The sequence below is a fragment of the Psychroserpens mesophilus genome (assembly GCF_000826645.1).
In the GTDB taxonomy this organism is placed as follows: domain Bacteria; phylum Bacteroidota; class Bacteroidia; order Flavobacteriales; family Flavobacteriaceae; genus Psychroserpens; species Psychroserpens mesophilus.
Map to the genome: position 1 here is coordinate 89446 of NZ_JXJP01000002.1, position 19295 is coordinate 108740.

Sequence of the window (19295 nt, forward strand, 5' to 3'; positions counted from 1 at the left end):
AAGTGCAATCAAGACCTAATTAAAAACTTACTATGGAAAATAAAAAAGAAATGAGAACATGGTTAGATGATTTAAATTTAAGTCATCCTCTGGTCATCGCTGGACCATGTAGTGCTGAAACCGAAGAACAAGTGTTGAACATAGCACATGAGCTAAAAGATACCGATGTAAATTATTACAGAGCTGGTATTTGGAAGCCTAGAACGCGTCCGGGAAACTTTGAAGGCGTTGGCGCTTTAGGTTTAAAATGGTTGCAGAAAGTAAAAGAAGAAACTGGATTAAAAACGGCAACCGAAGTCGCGAATAGAAATCATGTTGAACTTGCTCTGGCACATGACATCGATTTATTATGGATTGGTGCTCGTTCTACTGTGAGTCCGTTTATTGTACAAGAAATTGCCGATGCCTTAAAAGGAACCGATAAAATTGTATTGGTGAAAAATCCAGTAAATCCCGATTTGCCTTTGTGGTTAGGCGCTGTAGAGCGTTTAGCGTCTGCTAACATTAAAAACTTAGGCGCAATTCACAGAGGGTTTTCTACCTATGAAAAATCGAAATACCGTAACAATCCAGAATGGCAAATTGCTATTGAGTTACAAACGAGATTTCCAGATTTACCACTAATTAACGATCCATCTCATATTACTGGGAAGCGTGATATGATTTTTGATGTTTCGCAAACAGCATTAGACCTTAATTTTGATGGACTGATGATTGAAACACACACAACTCCAGATAAAGCATGGAGTGATGCTGCTCAGCAGGTAACACCTCAAAATCTGGTACAAATCATGACCGATTTGAGAATTAGAAAGGAAACAGATCCTGAAGCTGAATATAATACGCAGCTTAATAACTTAAGGGCTCAAATTGATGTTGTCGATAACCAGCTGATCGAACTTTTAGGAAAGCGAATGAAAGTTGCCGATGGCATTGGTCAGCTTAAAAAACAAAAGAATGTTGCTGTTTTACAAAGTAAACGCTGGAATGAAATTTTAGGTAAAATGGTTCTTGAAGGCAATGACAAAGGACTAAGCGAAGAGTTTATTTTGCGCTTGTTTAAAGCGATTCATCAAGAATCTATTAATCATCAGGAGAAAATTATTAATAACTAACCTCATAAAACAAAGCCTCGTTAATTCGAGGCTTTGTTTATCTATTGCTTGTTTCGTTTAAAAATAAAACGTGTTATAAAAATACCTTGACCATCATCGGTACCACTATCACTTTCTACAGCACTTGTTACAAATGCTAATTCCCAGCCTTCTTCAATCATCGTGTTTATTTTTGATGACAAAACAGCATCATTTGCAGCAATATTTTGAAAACGAATACCTCCCAAATTATAAAAATTCAACAATTTTGTCTCTTCAAAATCTTTGACTCTAATATCACCTCGCTTCGATTTATTTCTCGAATTGTCGTCTTCGGTTTGTTCTGAAGTGAAATCTTTATAATCTCTGTCTTCATTAGCTGAAATAAGTCTGGAACGACCCAATCCATTTGGTACAATAGATTCTACACTTGTAATAATTTTATACTCTACCTGAGCATAGAAATCGGCTAAACTGAGTAAACCAATAGCTAAAAACAGTATTATTTTTTTCATGTTAATTATGTTAATAATGATTTCACTAAGATAATCTTTATCCTTAAGCTTTTAAAATTGTGGTGACTAATAGACCCTAAAATTTGAAAAGTAAATTAAAAGTCTATTTTTGTTGCCGAAAGCGTTTTCTTTCAATCAACAACAACAACAAGATTTTATGATTAAAAAAACAATGTGCCTGTTAATGATGCTTGGTCTCTCAGTAATAGTGAATGCACAAAACATCGGACCAATTTCAATTACTCATGGAGAGGAAATTGAAGCAGATAAAGAAAAAATTGTCAGAATTGCTGGTGAAGCCAACGGTAAAATTTACACTTTAGCAACGGCAAAGAAAAACTTCTACATCAAAGTATTTAATTCTGATGACATGTCTTTGATTTCAACCAATGAAATTGAGATGGACGATTTTAAAGATAAAGAACCAGAGTTCGAAGAAATCGCTGTATTAGATGGTAAAATGTTTATCCTTGGTAGTGTTTATGATAAAAAGGCTAAAGAAGCTAATTTGTTAGCTGTTGAAATTTCTGAAGATGGAAAACTCACCACAAACGCTAAGAAGTTATTTACAACCAAAGTGACCAAAAATCGGGAGCGAGGTGCTTTTTACATTAAAGAATCACCAGGTCTTGACCGACTTCTAATTTTACATGCAGCCTTATTTGATAAGGAAGAAGTAATTCAGTATGAAGTGAAACTCATCAATAATAATCTTGATATTATGATGAGTCATATTGAGAAAGTTCCATTTAACGATAGAAAAGATTTAGAGTTTGATATTGCAGATTTTGATGTCAATTTTAATGATGATGTTTTTATTGTTATTAATGAGAGCTATAGAGACAGAAAAGCCAAAACGAATCATGAGAAATTTCAATTACATACGTTTAAATCGGCTAACGGTTTCGAAAAAGAAGTCGTAGATATCGCATTTACTGATAAAGAAATTATTAATTGTGAAATGTTAGCTGATGAAAACGGTAAAGTGCGATTAGTTGGTTTTTACTCTAGTGTTAGAGACAATGGAAAGGCTAATAAAGAACTGAAAGGTGTTTATGCTTCTGTAGTTGATGTTAATTCTAAACGTGTAGACCAGTTAAAATTTAATGAGTTTGATTATGATACTAAAGTGAAATTACTTGGTGAACGTCGAGCTAAAAGAGGAAAAGATGTCAAACCACTTTATATTACACACAGTTTGGTTCAGAAAAGTGATGGTGGAGTTATACTGCTTTCAGAATATCAATTGATAATCGTCGGAAGAAGTTCGGGTATTGGTCCATTGCAAATTACACCTATAACACATATTAACAATGAAATTATCGTAACCTCAATTAATGCTAATGGTTCTGTTGATTGGGCAAATGTAATTCCTAAAAAACAAAAAGCAGCCTATTCTTCGTTAGCAATAGGATTTGCAGCCTTTGCAGGAAATTCAAATTTTACGGTGAGTGCAGGTGTAAGTGTGCCCATTGGAGTTTTAGGAAAAGGACCTGAATATTTAAGCGCAATGCCAATTTATGAAAACGGACAATTGACTGTTTTATTTAACGACAACACTAAAAATTACGGTGTAACAGATATTGAAGAAATAAAATGGTTAGGAAATTATAATAAAGCTGTTCCTGCTGCAATTATGTTTGATAGTAATGGTGAAATGACACGTGTTGATCAGGAAGATGTAGAAAAACAGCAATTGGTGTTAAGACCAAGAGTACATTTCAGAAGTTCACCTACAGAATATATTATTTATTCATCTAGAAAGTCTGAAGACAAACTAGGTCGAATGAAAATGAACTAGTATAAAATTAATAATCGTTAAAAGACCGTCAAGCTGACGGTCTTTTTTTATTGGTAAATGCTATAATAATTAGCATCTTTGTTATAATGACAGGAATCGTTTATAAATCTACAGGAAGCTGGTACACCGTTAAGACAAATCTTGGTGCTGTATATCAATGTCGAATTAAGGGAAAATTCAGATTAAAAGGAATCAAAAGTACTAATCCTATTGCTGTTGGTGATGTGGTCGATTTTGAATTGGAAACAAAAAATGATACCACGACAGGTGTAATTAATTCCATTCACGATCGTAAAAATTACATCGTACGTAAATCGGTGAATTTATCTAAGCAAACACATATCATTGCCTCAAATATAGATCAGGTTTTTTTACTCGTTACAATAGATAATCCACCAACATTTACCACGTTTATAGATCGTTTTTTAGTCACAGCCGAAGCGTATTCTATTAAAACGATTCTGCTTTTCAATAAAATTGACACCTATAATGAAACGACTTTAGATGAAGTGCGATACTTAGCACATATTTATAGAAAAATTGGTTATGAATGTATCGGAATTTCAGCAGAAACAGGAAAAAATGTCGATAAGGTAAAAGCACTCATGGTCGATAAAGTAAGTATGTTTGCTGGTCATTCTGGAGTTGGAAAATCTACTTTGGTAAATGCTATTGAACCAGAGTTAGATTTAAAGACTAAAGCCATATCTACACAACATAGTCAAGGTCAACATACCACAACATTTGCAGAAATGTTTGACTTAAGTTTTGGAGCAAAAATTATTGATACACCTGGTATTAAAGGTTTTGGAATAGTTGATATGGATAAAGAAGAAGTAGGTGATTACTTTCCTGAATTTTTTGAACTAAAGCAAGAGTGTAAATTCAATAATTGTTTGCATAAAGAAGAGCCTAAATGTGCCGTAAAAGAAGCTCTGGAAAGGGATGACGTGTCATTTTCGAGATATAGAAGCTACCTTCAAATTTTGGAAGGTGAAGATGAACATTACAGAACTGATAATTGGGACGAATAATCTAAATAAGTTCAAACTATGAAAGCAGTCATTCAAAGAGTAACAAGAGCTAGTGTCACTGTAGATGCAGAAATTCTTGCTGTCATTTCAAATGGTTTGCTAATTCTTTTAGGTATCGAAGAGGAAGATACTCATGACGATATTACTTGGCTTTCAAGTAAAATAGCAAATCTTCGGATCTTTTCTGATGATAATGATGTTATGAATGTCTCTTTAAAAGACTCAAAAGGTGATGCAATCGTTGTTAGTCAGTTTACACTTCATGCCAGCACCAAAAAAGGAAACAGACCTAGTTACATCAAAGCAGCAAAGCCAGAAACTGCAATTCCATTGTATGAAGCATTTGTCAAGCAATTGGAATTAGACTTAGGCAAACAGGTTAGAACAGGACGCTTTGGAGCAGATATGAAAGTTGAACTTTTAAATGATGGTCCTGTAACTATCATTATTGATACCAAAAACAAAGTTTAATGGCTTCACTTTTTGGTCATGGTATTTTGGCTTATACGATTTCTAAAGTTATAGATCAGAAAGATTTAAAACGTTTAACTTTACTGGCTATAGTGTCGTCAATTCTCCCAGATGCAGATGTCATGGCGTTTAGTTTTGGGATTCCGTATGAGCATATGCTAGGTCATCGAGGTTTTACGCATTCTATTGTTTTTGCTTTGCTTTGGTCATTAATGTTAACGGTTATATTTTCAAAGACTAGAAAAATTATCTTTTTTAGCGTTTTATTCTTGTCAACAATATCTCACGGAATTTTAGACGCCATGACTTCAGGCGGTAAAGGTGTTGGTTTTTTTATTCCTTTTACAGATGCTCGCTATTTTTTTTCTTTCAGAGAAATTAAAGTGTCTCCAATTGGTATTGAAAAATTCTTTTCCGAATGGGGAAAACAAGTCTTGTTGAGTGAAATGACCTATATTTTGCTGCCTTGTTTAGTTGTGTTGATAGTGGTTTTTTTGACAAAATCATATAGAAAATAGTCTTAAAGTTTTGTTCTCAAATATAATTTTCTTTCTTTTGGTTTAAGAATTTATTAACAGTTTGCATGCTTAACAAAGCACTTCTTTTCCTCAGCTTCATTTTTTTGTCGTTTCCTATGATGGCTCAAGAAGAACTCTTATTACAATCAATTCTAATTCCTTCAGAGTTACGAGAAAATGCCAACGCTGTTGTTCGATTTGAAAATACCAACATCGAGATTCTTGCAATTGACAAAATGATTTATAAAAATAAACGGATTGTCACCATTTTAAATTCTTCAGCTGATTCAAAACATGGTGCGTACATGCATTATGATGAAAATACAAGTATTAAAAAGCTGGAGGCCAAAATTTATAACCAACAAGGAAAGGAGATTAAGAAATTTCGAAAAAACGATTTTAAAGACCAATCTGCAGTTGAAGGAGGTACTTTGTATTCAGATAGTCGTGTAAAATATCTGGACTATACACCCATAAATTACCCTTATACTGTTGTTTTTGAAACTGAAGTCGAATATCGTTCTACGGCATTTATTCCGTCATGGCGACCTATTGAAGGTTATTATACAAGTTCTCAAAATGTGAGTTATAATATATCAAATCTTTCAGGTATCGATTTAAATATTAAGACCTCAAACTTCGAAAATTACAACATAGAGAAACACCATGAAATGCATTACTCTGCTGAAAATTTGTATGCTTTAAAATACGAATCCTATAGTCCGCCATTTAGTGATTTTGCTCCAATATTAAAGGCTTCATTAACTCAATTTAATATGGAAGGTGTTCTGGGTGTAAATACCAGTTGGAGCGATTTTGGAAAATGGATGAATGATAAACTCATTCAAGGCACACAGGAATTACCTCCTAATCTTATTGATGAAGTAAAAGGTTTAACTGCAAATGCTCAAACCGATTTGGAGAAAGCTAAAATTGTATATCAATTCATGCAAAATAGAACACGTTATATAAGTGTTCAGGTAGGTATAGGAGGATGGAAACCTATGTTAGCTAGTGACGTCAATAGGCTGGGATATGGTGACTGTAAAGGTTTAACTAACTATACTAAAGCCATGCTTGATGAATTAGGTGTTGAATCCTATTATACTGTTATTTACGGAGGAAGAGATATTAGAGATATCGATGAATCATTTTCATCAGTTCAAGGTAATCATGTGATTTTATGCATTCCAAATGCGTCTGATTATGTTTGGCTAGAATGCACGAGTCAAACAGTCCCTTTTGCTTATAATGCAAATTTTACCGACGATAGAGATGCGCTTATCATTACTCCTGAAGGTGGTAAAATAGTGCATACTAAGGTCTATAAAACTGAAGATAATTTACTGGATACCAAGGCAATTATTAATGTCGATGATTCAGGAAATATCACTGCAGAAGTCGTCTCAAAATCTTATGGAACACAATATGGTCAACATGATGGTAAAGAAAATTTATCAGTTAAAGATCAGATTTTAGCATACAAAGATTATTGGAGTCATATCAACGGATTAGATGTTTCTGAAATGAATTATGTCAACGACAAAGATAGTATTGTATTTACCGAAACCGTAAAAGTATCAGCAGAACGCTATGCTGCTAAAGCAGGTAACCGACTTTTATTACAACCGAATCTATTTAACCGATTAGATTCTGCTCCAACACGTTATGATGAACGTACACTTCCTTTTGAAGTTGACAGAGGGTTTGTTGATACCGATAGTTATGAAATTAAATTACCAAACACTTTACAGATTGAAGCCTTAATGAATCCGGTTTCCATTGAAAACAAATTTGGAACCTACAAAGCCTCAATAACACAAATCTCTGAAGACACATTATTATATCAACGCGAATTCACGATGAATAAAGGCAATTATACCAAAGAAGAGTATGAGGCTTTCAGAGCCTTTTGGCTTGACGTTGTAAAATATGACAAATCTAAAATAGTATTAAAATCTAATTCTTAAATGATGAAAAAATTATTAGCAATAGCTGTGTTAATTTTGGCGCAAACAATCACTGCGCAGAACTATAAATTTGGTAAAGTGAGTGAGGAAGAACTTTTGGAAAAGTCACATCCTGATTATCCTGAAGCTAGTGCTGCTATTTTATATAGTAAAAATCAAGTGAGTTTTGATTATCAACAAGGAAAAGGATTTGTACAAAATAATGAGGTGCATCAACGTATTAAGATCTACACGAAAGAAGGATTTGACTATGCCACTAAGATTATTGGGTTGTATCAAGGGGAACGAAGTACATATACAGAAGATATTATAGGTCTTAAAGCCTATACTTATAATCTGGATGGCGGAAAAATAATTAAGGATAAATTAGCTAAGGACGGTATTTTCAAAGAAGAAACCAATAAATACAGAAGGACTACCAAGTTTACCATGCCTAACATTAAAGAAGGTTGTGTCATTGAATTTGAATACACTGTGCAGTCGCAATTATTAGGAATTGATGATATCACATTCCAGCAATTAATACCAATTAAGCGCATGGAATTTAAAGTTAAAACACCTGAATATTTTAAATACTCTAAGCTGTTAAATCCAAGAGCTAGTTTTATTCCAACTATTGAAGAAACTAAAGAAAGTGGTCGAATTATAATAACATCAAGAGCATCTTTCACAGCTGGTCTTTCGAGTCAAGGAGGAGGTCGTAATAAATCAAGTGGTGGAACTATAGATTATCAAGCTGATGTGCTCATAGGAAATATGGACAATATTCCACCTTTAAAAGCAGAGAATTATGTTGATAATTTGAGTAATTATCAGGCAAAATTAATTATGGAATTGGAAGAGGTTGCCTACCCAAGTGAACCCATAAAATATTTATCAACCTCTTGGGAAAAGGTAACTAAAACCATTTATGATGATACAGATTTTGGAGATCAATTAAAAAAAGACAACTATTATAAAGACGACCTTAATGCCTTATTGTCTGGAGTCCCAGAAACCGATCTTCAACAAAGAGCTGCTTTAATATTTAATCATGTCAAGTCAAAAGTAAAATGGAATGAATATTTTGGCTATACAGCGGAACAAGGTGTTGCTAAAGCTTATAAACAAGGCTCAGGAAATAGTGGTGATATCAACCTTATGCTTACATCAATGTTGCGATATGCTGGTTTGGATGCCAATCCTGTATTGGTAAGTACTAAAAGTAATGGGATTCCTTTAATCCCAACACGTTCTGGATTTAATTACGTAATTTCTGCTATACAATTGGAGGATTCTGTAATTCTTTTAGATGCAACACGTAAATTTACTACGGCTAATATTTTACCTGTTAGTACACTCAATTGGTTAGGTCGATTAATTAAAGAAGATGGCAGTTCAGGTTGGGTTGATTTAATCCCTAAAATGACTTCTAAAGAATCCGTATCTCTCAATGTAAAATTAAATTCAGATTTAACTGCGAGCGGTAAGGTTAGACATCAATACACCAATTATCAAGCTAAAAATATTAGAAACCGATTTAGTAATTATAATACAGACGAGATCATCAAAAGTTTAGAGAAGGACAAAGGTGAAATTGAAATTTCAGATTTGGAATTAGAACATATGTATGATATTGGTGAACCTATTAATGAATCTTACAGCTACGTTCTTAATGATGCCATGGAAGATATTGGAGGAAATTTATATGTGACGCCATTATTATTTTTAGCTTCCGAAGAGAACCCATTTAAACAAGACACACGCTCTTATCCAATTGATTTCGTGTATCCTATTGAGGATAAGTATATGGTTAATGTGATGCTTCCTGAAGGTTATGCCGTCGAATCAATGCCAGAGAGTGTTAAATATCAATTTAATGGTGTAGATGGTGAATTCACCTATCTTGCAAAACAGAATGGTAATTTTCTACAGTTTATTGTGTCATTAGATTTAAACAAAACCTTAATTTTACCAGAAGAATATGAGCAATTTAAAGAGTTTTATCAATTAATGATTGAAAAACAAACAGAACAGGTTGTTCTCAAAAAAATATAATGGATATTAAAAACGCGCAACTAGAGGTTGATAACTGGATAAAAGAACACGGAGTTCGCTACTTTAATGAACTGACAAATATGGCACAACTCACCGAAGAAGTAGGTGAGGTAGCTCGTATTATTGCCAGACGTTATGGTGAACAAAGCGAAAAAGAAAGTGATAAGGATAAAGATTTAGGTGAAGAGCTTGCAGATGTGATGTTTGTAGTGCTGTGTCTTGCCAATCAAACAGGGATAGATCTTCAAACAGCTTTTGATAAAAAAATGGATAAGAAAGCCAAGCGTGATCATGATAGACATCATAATAATCAAAAATTGAAGTAACAATGAACATTGTACTTCAAAAGTCTTCAATAGAGAATCACTCTTCAGTTGTTATCACAGGTTCTAAAAGCGAATCCAATAGATTGCTATTGCTTCAGGCACTATTCCCAGAAATAATTATAGAAAATCTATCCAACAGTGATGATACTAAAGTCATGCAAAATGCCTTGCAGACTTCCGATGATATTATTGACATTCATCATGCTGGAACAGCCATGCGTTTTCTTACAGCGTATTTCGCTACCGAAGAACATAGAAATATCACACTAACAGGATCGTCTCGGATGAAAGAGCGACCAATAAAAATTCTGGTCGATGCTCTAAATACGTTAGGTGCAGATATTTCCTATCTCGACAATCAGGATTGTCCGCCTTTGAAAATTAACGGACAAACACTTAAGAAAGCTAAGGTAACTCTTAGTGCCAATGTAAGTAGTCAATATATTTCAGCCTTGTTACTTATTGCTCCAAAACTAAAAAACGGACTAGAATTAACGCTTGAAGGTAAAATCACATCTGTTCCATACATCAATATGACCTTAAATTTATTGAATCAGATTGGTGTGAAGACTGAATTCACTAATCAGATTATTAAGGTCTTTCCAAAATCAACTACAGGTGCTTTGCAACCTTTGGTGGTTGAATCAGATTGGTCTTCTGCATCTTATTTTTATAGTATTTTGGCTTTATCACCTGTGGGAACTCAAATAGCATTGTCTTCTTATAAGCAAAATAGTTTGCAAGGTGATGCTGCATTAATTGAAATTTATAAAGATTTCGGAATTGAAACAAAGTTTATAAACAACTCAATTCTACTGAAAAAAACATCGGAAAATATTAAAGCTAAAAAATACGACTTAAACAGTTCGCCAGATATTGCTCAAACGATTGCTGTCACATGTCTTGGATTAGGAATTGAATGCCAGCTTACAGGGTTACATACTTTGAAAATTAAAGAAACTGATCGCCTCGTAGCTTTAAAGACTGAAATTGAAAAACTTGGTGGAAGCGTTGATATCACTGAAGATTCACTTCATCTGCAATCATGTAAAATCATAAATGAAGATGTTTCCATTGATACTTATAATGATCACAGAATGGCTATGGCATTTGCACCTCTAGCTCTTAAAAAAAGGATAAAAATTAACGAAGCGAGTGTAGTTTCAAAATCATTTCCAACATTCTGGGAAGATCTTAAAACCATCGGATTCAAAATTTCTCAATAAAATCAGTCCATTTACTTGACAACGCCTACTTTGAGATTGTATATTTGCAACTTGCTAAAACGCAAGCATCTTATGAAATGAGCCAAAGCAAAATTTTGGCGAATTCTATTTGATCTATTTAAATAAATAAAAAACAACAAATGAAATTATCACACTTCAATTTTAAATTACCAGAAGAATTATTAGCAGAACATCCATCAGATATCAGAGACGAAGCTAGGTTAATGGTTTTAGATAGAAAAAAGAAAACTATTGAGCATAAACTTTTTAAAGATATTATCGATTATTTCGATGAAGGTGATGTGATGATATTAAATAATACGAAAGTGTTTCCAGCACGTTTGTATGGTAATAAAGAAAAAACAGGAGCAAGAATTGAAGTGTTTTTATTAAGAGAACTCAATGAAGAACAACGTCTCTGGGATGTTTTAGTTGATCCTGCAAGAAAGATTAGAATTGGTAATAAATTATACTTTGGTGATGATGATACCTTGGTAGCTGAAGTGATTGATAATACGACTTCGAGAGGAAGAACTCTACGTTTTCTTTATGATGGATCTTATAGAGAATTCAGAAGAAAATTAACAGAATTAGGCGAAACACCTTTGCCTAAATATATAAAAAGAGATGTAGAGCCTGAAGATGAAGAGCGTTATCAGACTATTTTCGCTAAAAAGGAAGGTGCTGTAGCTGCTCCAACTGCTGGTTTACACTTTTCAAAACACTTGTTGAAGCGACTGGAAATTAAAGGTGTACACTTGCCAGAAGTAACGCTTCATGTTGGTTTAGGAACCTTTAATCCTGTTGAGGTTGAAGATTTGTCCAAACATAAAATGGACAGCGAAGAAATTGAAATCCTTGAAGATGCAGCAGATGTTATCAATAAAGGTATAGCCGAAAAGAAGCGTGTGTGTGCCGTTGGAACAACTGCAATGCGAGCTATTGAGAGTTCTGTGTCATCTAGTGGAACGCTAAATGAATATTCTGGATGGACGAATAAGTTTATTTTTCCGCCATACGACTTTAGTATTGCTAACAGTATGATTACGAACTTCCACACGCCAAAATCTACGTTATTAATGATGGTCTCTGCGTTTGCTGGACACGACTTTATTAAGGAAGCTTATGAAGTTGCAGTGAAAGAAAAATACCGTTTTTATACTTATGGTGATGCCATGTTAATTATATAAGCGCATTAATTTAATATTATATTACATAAAGCCTTGTCTAAAAAGATAAGGCTTTATTGCTACATTGAAGTTCAGTAATTTACTTACACATCAAAAAACCTTTGCTTACTTTTGCAGTACACATGGACATAAAAAAGAAAGACATACGAGCATTAACTAAAGAGCAATTACGTGACTTCTTTGTAAGTCAAGGTGATAAAGCATTTAGAGGTAATCAGGTTTATGAATGGTTGTGGAGTAAAAGCGCTCACAGTTTTGAAGATATGACGAATATTTCATTAGAAACTAGAGAGATGCTTGAGGCGAACTTTACAATCAATCATATCAAAGTTGATCAGATGCAACGTTCTTCTGATGGAACAATTAAAAACGCTGTTCGATTACACGATGGTTTAATCGTAGAGTCTGTCTTAATTCCAGCTAAAAACCGTACTACGGCTTGTGTATCTAGTCAGGTTGGTTGTAGTTTAGATTGTAGGTTTTGCGCTACAGCAAGACTAAAGCGAATGCGAAATCTAAATCCAGATGAAATTTATGATCAGGTTGTCGCTATTGATAGGGAAAGTAAATTATACCACAACAGACCTCTAAGCAATATTGTGTTTATGGGAATGGGAGAACCGCTTATGAATTACAATAATGTTCTGAAGGCAATTGATAAAATCACATCTCCTGAAGGTTTAGGAATGTCGCCAAAACGAATTGTGGTCTCTACTTCTGGTGTGCCTAAGATGATTAAGAAAATGGCAGATGATGAGGTGAAATTTAAACTGGCTGTATCGCTACATTCTGCCATTGATGACATTCGAACATCGATAATGCCTTTTAATGAAACATTCCCTTTAAATGATCTTAGAGAGGCTTTAGAATATTGGTATGCTAAAACTAAAAACAGAATTACTTACGAATATGTGGTTTGGGACGGGATTAATGATACGAAAAGAGATGTAGAAGCTTTGATTGAATTCTGCAAATTTGCACCGAGTAAAGTAAATCTTATTGAGTATAATCCAATTGATGATGGCGAGTTTCGACAAGCCAATTCAAAAGCTATTGACATGTATGTGTCAATGCTTGAAGCTAATCGTATTACTGTTACAGTAAGGCGTTCAAGAGGTAAAGATATTGATGCTGCTTGTGGGCAATTAGCAAATAAGGCGTAAAAAAAAGAGTTTCATTGCTGAAACTCTTTTTTGTTTATTTATGTTTTTATTACAACACAATTTTCTTGCGAATGACTGACTTGGAGTTTGCACTAGACAACTCTAAGATGTAAACGCCATTAGCGATACCATTAGCTTCGATAACATAATTTGTATCGTTAGTTGAACCTTGTAAAACAGATTTTCCTGAAACATCAAATACATTAAAGTTTGTAGTTTCTGATAAATTGTATAATCCGATACTTTTGTTCACAGCAACAATTTTTACCGAATTCAAAGAAAACTCATTGACACTTAAAGTCGTTTGTCCTGCATTAATGGCTTGGTCAGGAGTTGAATTATAAGCATATTCCTTAACTGTAAAACTGTCTCCAGATGCACTAACATCTAGTTTAGCCCAGCCATAATGTGTGTTTCCACTAATTTGAAAACGTAATCCTAAAAATTTGTCAGTCACACCACACCAATTGCTTCCGCCAATTCCACCATAACAACTTACATAGTTCAGTGTTCCTACATTTGAAGTTCCACCATACCAGATTGATTGTGCAGAGCTAATAACATCACCACTGTTTAAAGCAAAAGGATATTTAAATGAAGGGTTTGATCCTACCCAAGAATTTGATGGCAATACACCATAAAATCCAACAGCAGGAGCACTGGATCCAATTATTCCAAAGTCAACAACAGTGTCATTGTCCATGTCTAAGCCATAATTTATTCCATTTCCACCAGCAAAATCTGGCGTCACGTCTGTATACACGATTTGTCCGTTAGATTCTGAAACACCTGCAATAGCAACTGTCAAAGCTCCATATTGAGCAAGTCGTTTAGTTAATTTTGAAGAAGTAGTTTTTTTCATATTTTTTAACGAATTGATTATAAAGGACAATATATAAAAAAATATTAACAATAAGATATTTAATAGTTTTGGGTTGTTGTTTTGTGGTATTGTAAATTATCTTATAGCGTTTTTGTTAATCTATTAATTCTTGAGATATGTAGAGCGTAATAATTAGGATATTGGCGATTAGTTTTGTTTTTTTATGAACTAAAATCAAAAATATGTCTAATAAAAAAAGCAAATTAAGTAGCAAAAATGTGTTTGAGATTTCGAAAGAAGGATCATTAGGCTTGTTGGCTTATGGCGATATTGGTCTAAGGGAATGGCGAAAAGTTAAAAAAGAAATAAGAGAAAACAATACACCAAATGAAACGAAATAAAGTATTATTAATTGGTTGGGATGCTGCAGATTGGAAAATTATCTGGCCATTAATTGCTAAGGGCGAAATGCCAGCATTAAAGAAATTAATAGAACGTGGTGTTTATGGTAATATGAGCACGATGAATCCACCATATTCTCCCATGCTATGGAGCACAGTCGCTACTGGTAAAACGCCCGATAAGCATGGTGTATTAGGGTTTATTGAGATTATGCCAAATATGAAAGGAGTACGACCTGTGACTACAAATTCTAGAAAAGCCAAAGCAATTTGGAACATATTACATCACAAAGGTTATAAAAGCAATCTGGTAGGGTGGTGGCCAAGTTTTCCAGCTGAACCTATAAATGGTGTAGTCGTTTCAGATAAGTTTCAAAAAGTGAGTAAAGATCCAAATAAAAAGAGTCCAATTGTAAAAGGTACTATTCATCCAGAAGCCTTTACGAAAGAGATACAAGACTTGCGTATGTTTCCACATGAAATCACTGAAGCGCACATTTTACCTTGTATTCCTAATGCTTCAAAAATAGATCAAGAAAAGGACAAAGGATTAGAGAATTTTGCAAAAATGCTTGCAGAAAACACTTCAGTACATGCTGCTGCAACCAATTTACTACGTACGACTGAATGGGATTTTATGGCAGTGTACTACGATCTTATTGATCATTTTTGTCATGCCTTTATGAAATATCATCCACCAAAACTAAAACCAATATCACAAAACATGTTTGACATATACAATCAGGCTGTTGTTAGTGCATATAAGATTCAGGATATGATGCTAGAACGTACTTTAGAATTGGTTGATGAGGATACGACTGTAATTGTCGCTTCAGATCATGGCTTTGAGTCTGGTCATAGACGAATCCTAAAAATGCCAAAATATCCTGCAGCTCCTGCTTTAGAACATCGTCAGTTCGGTATTTTCGTGGCTGCTGGTCCTAATATCAAAAAAAATGAAAAGGTGTTCGGACTGGGTCTTATTGATATTGCACCTACGATTTTGCACATGTTTAATTTGCCCGTTGGTAAAGACATGGATGGTAAGGTCGCTTTAGATATTTTTAAAGACCCTAAAGATGTTAAATATATTGATAGTTGGGAAGCTGTAGAAGGTGATTTCGGTCAGCATGAATCAGATTCGAATGAGATCTTGGATGATCAGGAAACTATGAAACAATTGGTTGATTTGGGATATATTGAAAAACCTGATGAAAACATTGAGATAGCCATTCTGAAAACAAGTTGTGATTTAAAACATAATTTGGCAAGGGTGTATTTAGGTAAAAAAGATTATGTAAAAGCTAAAGCATTACTTTTGGAATTAATTCAAGGTGATTATCCTGTCTATGATGAAAAAGCTTTTGAAAAAAAGAATAAAGATGCCCTAATCAAACAAGGTTTTAAAGTTGGTGATTCCGTAATTGATACAATTCCGTTCTACATGGATTTATTAACAATTGCACTTTCTGAAAAGGATTATGACTTGGCTGATAAATACCTCAAAACGCTAAGAGCGTCTGATGTAAAATTCGAAATTAACACTTCTGTTGCTGAAGCCACTATTTTAGTAGGTCAAGGAAAAATTGAAAAGGCATTGAAGTGTTTAGAGGATGCGAAAAATAAAAAACCAAATGGAAGTATTTGGTATCAAATAGGTAAAATCCACAGAAAATTAAATCATTTTGAAGAGGCAAAGCGCGCTTTTGAAAATGCCTTGAAATTCGAAATCGATAGCTCCAAAACACATCAATCTTTGGCAGAAACGTTACTCAGATTACATCAGTATGAAGAAGCAGCCGAGCATGCTTTAACAAGTATAGAATTGGTGAAATACTTTCCTGATGCGCACTATGTTTTAGGTGAAGCCCTAGAGAAATTAGGCGATTTAGAAAATGCTAAGATTGCTTATGAAACGGCTGCAAGTTTGAAACCAGTCGAACATGTAAGAGCTGAAAAAGCGATAGAAAATTTAGAGGAAAAATTAGAAGAACAAAGGACATTAACAGATAAAGCCGAATATAAGTATAGAAAAGATCAAATTGTAATAGTTTCTGGTTTACCTCGATCTGGTACTTCTTTGATGATGCAAATGCTTAATCAAGGAGGTATTACTGTTTTAACCGACGAAAATCGAAAACCAGATGTGTCTAATCCAAAAGGTTATTATGAATATGATCCTGTAATGGCTTTACATAAAGATAATTCTTGGTTAGGATTGGCAAAAAACAAATCGGTTAAAGTCGTTGCGCCTCTTTTGAAGTTTCTTGATCCTCAATATCGCTATAAAGTAATATTTATGAATCGTGATCTTGATGAAATTGTTAAATCACAACAAAAGATGATTGGTAAAGATCCTGAAGTACTACCAACACGGCTTTTTGACGCTTATAAAAAACATCTCAATCAGGTTGAAGTATGGAAAGACAAAGAGCCAGGAGTTGAGCTTATCTATATAAACTACAAAGATGTTTTAGAGAATTCTAGTGAGGCATTAGAAAAAGTTACTTCCTTTATTGGTGTTGAGATGAATAAGAACGAAATGGCTAAATGCGTCGACAAAGCCTTATATAGAAACAAGTCATAAAAAAAGAGCTGCAATTTGCAGCTCTTTTTTAAAACGTAAATATAGTTATTGTTTTAATATCTTAATAGTTTCTGTTTTGCCTTGTATATTAATTTTTGCAAGGTAAATTCCATCATTGAGATTAGACATATTTACCAATTCATCATTACGAGATAATGTTTGCTTCATAACACGTTGTCCTAAAACACTGAAAAGTTCAATTCCACTTATAGGTAAACTTGAAGAAGTTAATTTAAGATGGTCTGTGTCTTTGTTGTAGGAATGCGTAAATGTGTTTGTATCAAATTCATTTACTGATGCTGTTGGTTCATCATTGGTTCTGAAATTGTCAATGTGAGCGAATCCAGCAAAATTATCATGTGCAAATCTAACCTGCTCAATATCAGTATTTGGTGTAGCAACAAGTCCAGAGTAGATGGACACATCATCAATAAAAACATCAACATTTGTTCCTCCCGTCATCTCTATACGTACGTTGAACCATGTGAGAGGCGTCCAATCAACCATAGTGTCATCCAATATGATGGTTCCTGCACCATCATCTGCTAGAACACTTATATTGCCTTCAAAAGTAAATCTAACATAAGTTACAAATACGCCATCAGTGATGTTAACAAAGCCAAATATATAATCGGAAGTATTTGCTGAATCAAAAGTGTCAATAAACATATCTGCAGAAAATGTAGCATCAATGTGTGGAACAGCAGTCACATAATTATAAAAAGCACCTACAATAGGATTTGCTTGTCCTGCAAATGCTCCTTCAGTGTCAATTTTTAAAGATAATGACCCATCGCTTGCCTGTTCATTACTAACCACTTGATTCATAATAAAACCTCCAGTACCATCTCCTGTGGTCACCCATCCATTTTGAGTATTGATATTTCCTGAAGCATAACCCTCAGAGGTTTCAAAGGAAATAGTTTGTTGAGCATTACTCAAAGAAAATGCTAAACACATAAATAATAGTAAAGTAATTTTTTTCATAAAGTTCGGATTTTGAATTAATTATAATGAAATATACAAAATTTAGCATTATTCTGGTTTGGCTTCTTAAAATTTAACTAATTAATGTCACTATTTAAAAACGGTAAGTACTTAATTAGTAATTTAGCAATTCAATGCGTTTAAATTGAAAATAACCGAACAAATAAAACAACCCATTGCCTATGAAATGGAACTTTTCGAACAAAAGTTCTTATTATCAATGTCTAGTAAGGTTGCGTTATTAAATAGAATCACACATTATATTGTCAACCGGAAAGGGAAACAAATGCGTCCTATGTTCGTGTTTTTGGTGGCTAAAATGGTTGATAACGGACAAGTTAGTGAGCGAACCTACAGAGGTGCTTCAGTTATTGAGCTTATTCATACTGCTACTTTAGTCCACGATGATGTGGTTGACGATAGTAATCGAAGGCGCGGATTTTTCTCTATAAATGCGCTTTGGAAAAATAAAATTGCGGTTCTCATTGGTGATTATTTACTCTCGAAAGGTTTATTACTATCCATTGATAATAATGATTTCGATTTGCTGAAAATTATTTCGGTTGCTGTTCGTGAAATGAGCGAAGGCGAATTACTTCAGATTGAAAAAGCCAGACAGCTCGATATAACTGAACATGTTTATTATGAGATCATCCGTCAAAAAACGGCAACATTGATTGCTGCTTGTTGCAGTCTCGGAGCAGCTTCAGTAAAACCCAATTCTCAAGATGTGGACACTATGAGGAAATTTGGTGAACTCATCGGAATGGCGTTTCAAATTAAAGATGACTTATTCGATTATGGCGAAGACGCTATAGGTAAACCAACAGGAATTGATATGAAAGAGCAAAAAATGACCTTGCCTTTAATTTATGTTTTGAATAACTGCTCTAAAAAAGAAAAATCATGGTTGATTAATTCTGTTAAAAATCATAATAAAGATAAAAAGAGAGTTAAAGAAGTAATTGCATTTGTCAAAGAAAACAATGGTTTAGAATATGCTGTGAATAAAATGAAGTCTTTTCAAGCCGAAGCGTTACAATTGCTAGATGCTTATCCTCAGTCTGAATACAAATCTGCTTTAAAACTCATGGTCAATTATGTGATTGACAGAAAAAAGTAGCTTAGTTTAGTTTAAAGGTGTTGAATTGT

The 19295-nt window shown here is 33.8% G+C and carries 17 protein-coding genes; 14 read left to right on the forward strand and 3 right to left on the reverse strand.

Annotation, left to right across the window (positions count from 1 at the left end; all coding sequences use genetic code 11):
• Positions 1–32 precede the first annotated feature (32 nt).
• The gene (locus TD18_RS02725; protein WP_040248179.1) at positions 33–1115 is read left to right on the forward strand and encodes a bifunctional 3-deoxy-7-phosphoheptulonate synthase/chorismate mutase type II; all 1083 of its coding nucleotides are present in this window, start codon (positions 33–35) and stop codon (positions 1113–1115) included.
• 41 nt (positions 1116–1156) lie between these two features.
• Here the strand turns inward: TD18_RS02725 and TD18_RS02730 are convergent, their stop codons facing one another.
• The gene (locus TD18_RS02730; RefSeq protein WP_040248181.1) at positions 1157–1609 is read right to left on the reverse strand and encodes a hypothetical protein; all 453 of its coding nucleotides are present in this window, start codon (positions 1607–1609) and stop codon (positions 1157–1159) included.
• Positions 1610–1766: 157 nt separating this feature from the next.
• On the opposite strand from TD18_RS02730, the gene TD18_RS02735 reads away from it, so the two are divergent.
• The 10 genes from TD18_RS02735 (at position 1767) to rlmN (ending at position 13345) form a co-directional block, all read left to right on the forward strand.
• Positions 1767–3410: a hypothetical protein gene (locus TD18_RS02735; protein ID WP_152611301.1), complete on the forward strand. Its 1644-nt coding sequence runs from the start codon at positions 1767–1769 to the stop codon at positions 3408–3410.
• Positions 3411–3496: 86 nt separating this feature from the next.
• On the forward strand, positions 3497–4444 hold the full coding sequence (rsgA, locus tag TD18_RS02740; RefSeq protein WP_040248186.1) for a ribosome small subunit-dependent GTPase A: 948 nt from the start codon (positions 3497–3499) through the stop codon (positions 4442–4444).
• A gap of 18 nt (positions 4445–4462) precedes the next feature.
• The gene (gene dtd / locus TD18_RS02745; protein WP_040248188.1) at positions 4463–4915 is read left to right on the forward strand and encodes a D-aminoacyl-tRNA deacylase; all 453 of its coding nucleotides are present in this window, start codon (positions 4463–4465) and stop codon (positions 4913–4915) included.
• On the forward strand, positions 4915–5433 hold the full coding sequence (locus TD18_RS02750) for a metal-dependent hydrolase (protein WP_040248190.1): 519 nt from the start codon (positions 4915–4917) through the stop codon (positions 5431–5433). Before dtd ends, TD18_RS02750 begins: the two co-directional genes overlap by 1 nt.
• A gap of 104 nt (positions 5434–5537) precedes the next feature.
• Positions 5538–7403: a DUF3857 domain-containing protein gene (locus TD18_RS02755; protein WP_241480633.1), complete on the forward strand. Its 1866-nt coding sequence runs from the start codon at positions 5538–5540 to the stop codon at positions 7401–7403.
• Positions 7404–9440, forward strand: coding sequence for a DUF3857 domain-containing protein (locus TD18_RS02760; protein ID WP_052461022.1), 2037 nt, complete (start codon positions 7404–7406; stop codon positions 9438–9440).
• Complete coding sequence (locus TD18_RS02765) at positions 9440–9766, forward strand: nucleotide pyrophosphohydrolase (protein WP_040248195.1); 327 nt, start codon at positions 9440–9442, stop codon at positions 9764–9766. Before TD18_RS02760 ends, TD18_RS02765 begins: the two co-directional genes overlap by 1 nt.
• Before the next feature lie 2 nt (positions 9767–9768).
• On the forward strand, positions 9769–10992 hold the full coding sequence (locus TD18_RS02770; protein WP_040248198.1) for a 3-phosphoshikimate 1-carboxyvinyltransferase: 1224 nt from the start codon (positions 9769–9771) through the stop codon (positions 10990–10992).
• A 140-nt stretch (positions 10993–11132) separates the two neighbouring features.
• Positions 11133–12182: a tRNA preQ1(34) S-adenosylmethionine ribosyltransferase-isomerase QueA gene (queA, locus tag TD18_RS02775; RefSeq protein WP_040248201.1), complete on the forward strand. Its 1050-nt coding sequence runs from the start codon at positions 11133–11135 to the stop codon at positions 12180–12182.
• A 122-nt stretch (positions 12183–12304) separates the two neighbouring features.
• Positions 12305–13345 (forward strand): 23S rRNA (adenine(2503)-C(2))-methyltransferase RlmN, encoded by a 1041-nt coding sequence (rlmN, locus tag TD18_RS02780; RefSeq protein ID WP_040248203.1) that lies wholly within the window; start codon positions 12305–12307, stop codon positions 13343–13345.
• Between the two features lie 49 nt (positions 13346–13394).
• On the opposite strand, the gene TD18_RS02785 is transcribed toward rlmN, so the two are convergent.
• Positions 13395–14207, reverse strand: coding sequence for a T9SS type A sorting domain-containing protein (locus TD18_RS02785; protein WP_040248206.1), 813 nt, complete (start codon positions 14205–14207; stop codon positions 13395–13397).
• Between the two features lie 203 nt (positions 14208–14410).
• Here TD18_RS02785 and TD18_RS17165 point away from each other — a divergent pair, with 203 nt between their 5' ends.
• Together TD18_RS17165 and TD18_RS16935 are read left to right on the forward strand one after the other, a co-directional pair.
• Complete coding sequence (locus tag TD18_RS17165) at positions 14411–14569, forward strand: hypothetical protein (RefSeq protein ID WP_160289448.1); 159 nt, start codon at positions 14411–14413, stop codon at positions 14567–14569.
• Entirely contained in the window at positions 14556–17156 is a 2601-nt protein-coding gene (locus TD18_RS16935) for an alkaline phosphatase family protein (protein ID WP_084205827.1), read from the forward strand. The genes TD18_RS17165 and TD18_RS16935 overlap by 14 nt, the downstream gene beginning before the upstream one ends.
• A 45-nt stretch (positions 17157–17201) precedes the next feature.
• Here TD18_RS16935 and TD18_RS02795 read toward each other — a convergent pair whose 3' ends face one another.
• Positions 17202–18143: a T9SS type A sorting domain-containing protein gene (locus tag TD18_RS02795; protein ID WP_040248208.1), complete on the reverse strand. Its 942-nt coding sequence runs from the start codon at positions 18141–18143 to the stop codon at positions 17202–17204.
• Between the two features lie 145 nt (positions 18144–18288).
• Here TD18_RS02795 and TD18_RS02800 point away from each other — a divergent pair, with 145 nt between their 5' ends.
• Positions 18289–19266: a polyprenyl synthetase family protein gene (locus TD18_RS02800; RefSeq protein ID WP_040248211.1), complete on the forward strand. Its 978-nt coding sequence runs from the start codon at positions 18289–18291 to the stop codon at positions 19264–19266.
• Positions 19267–19295 lie beyond the last annotated feature (29 nt).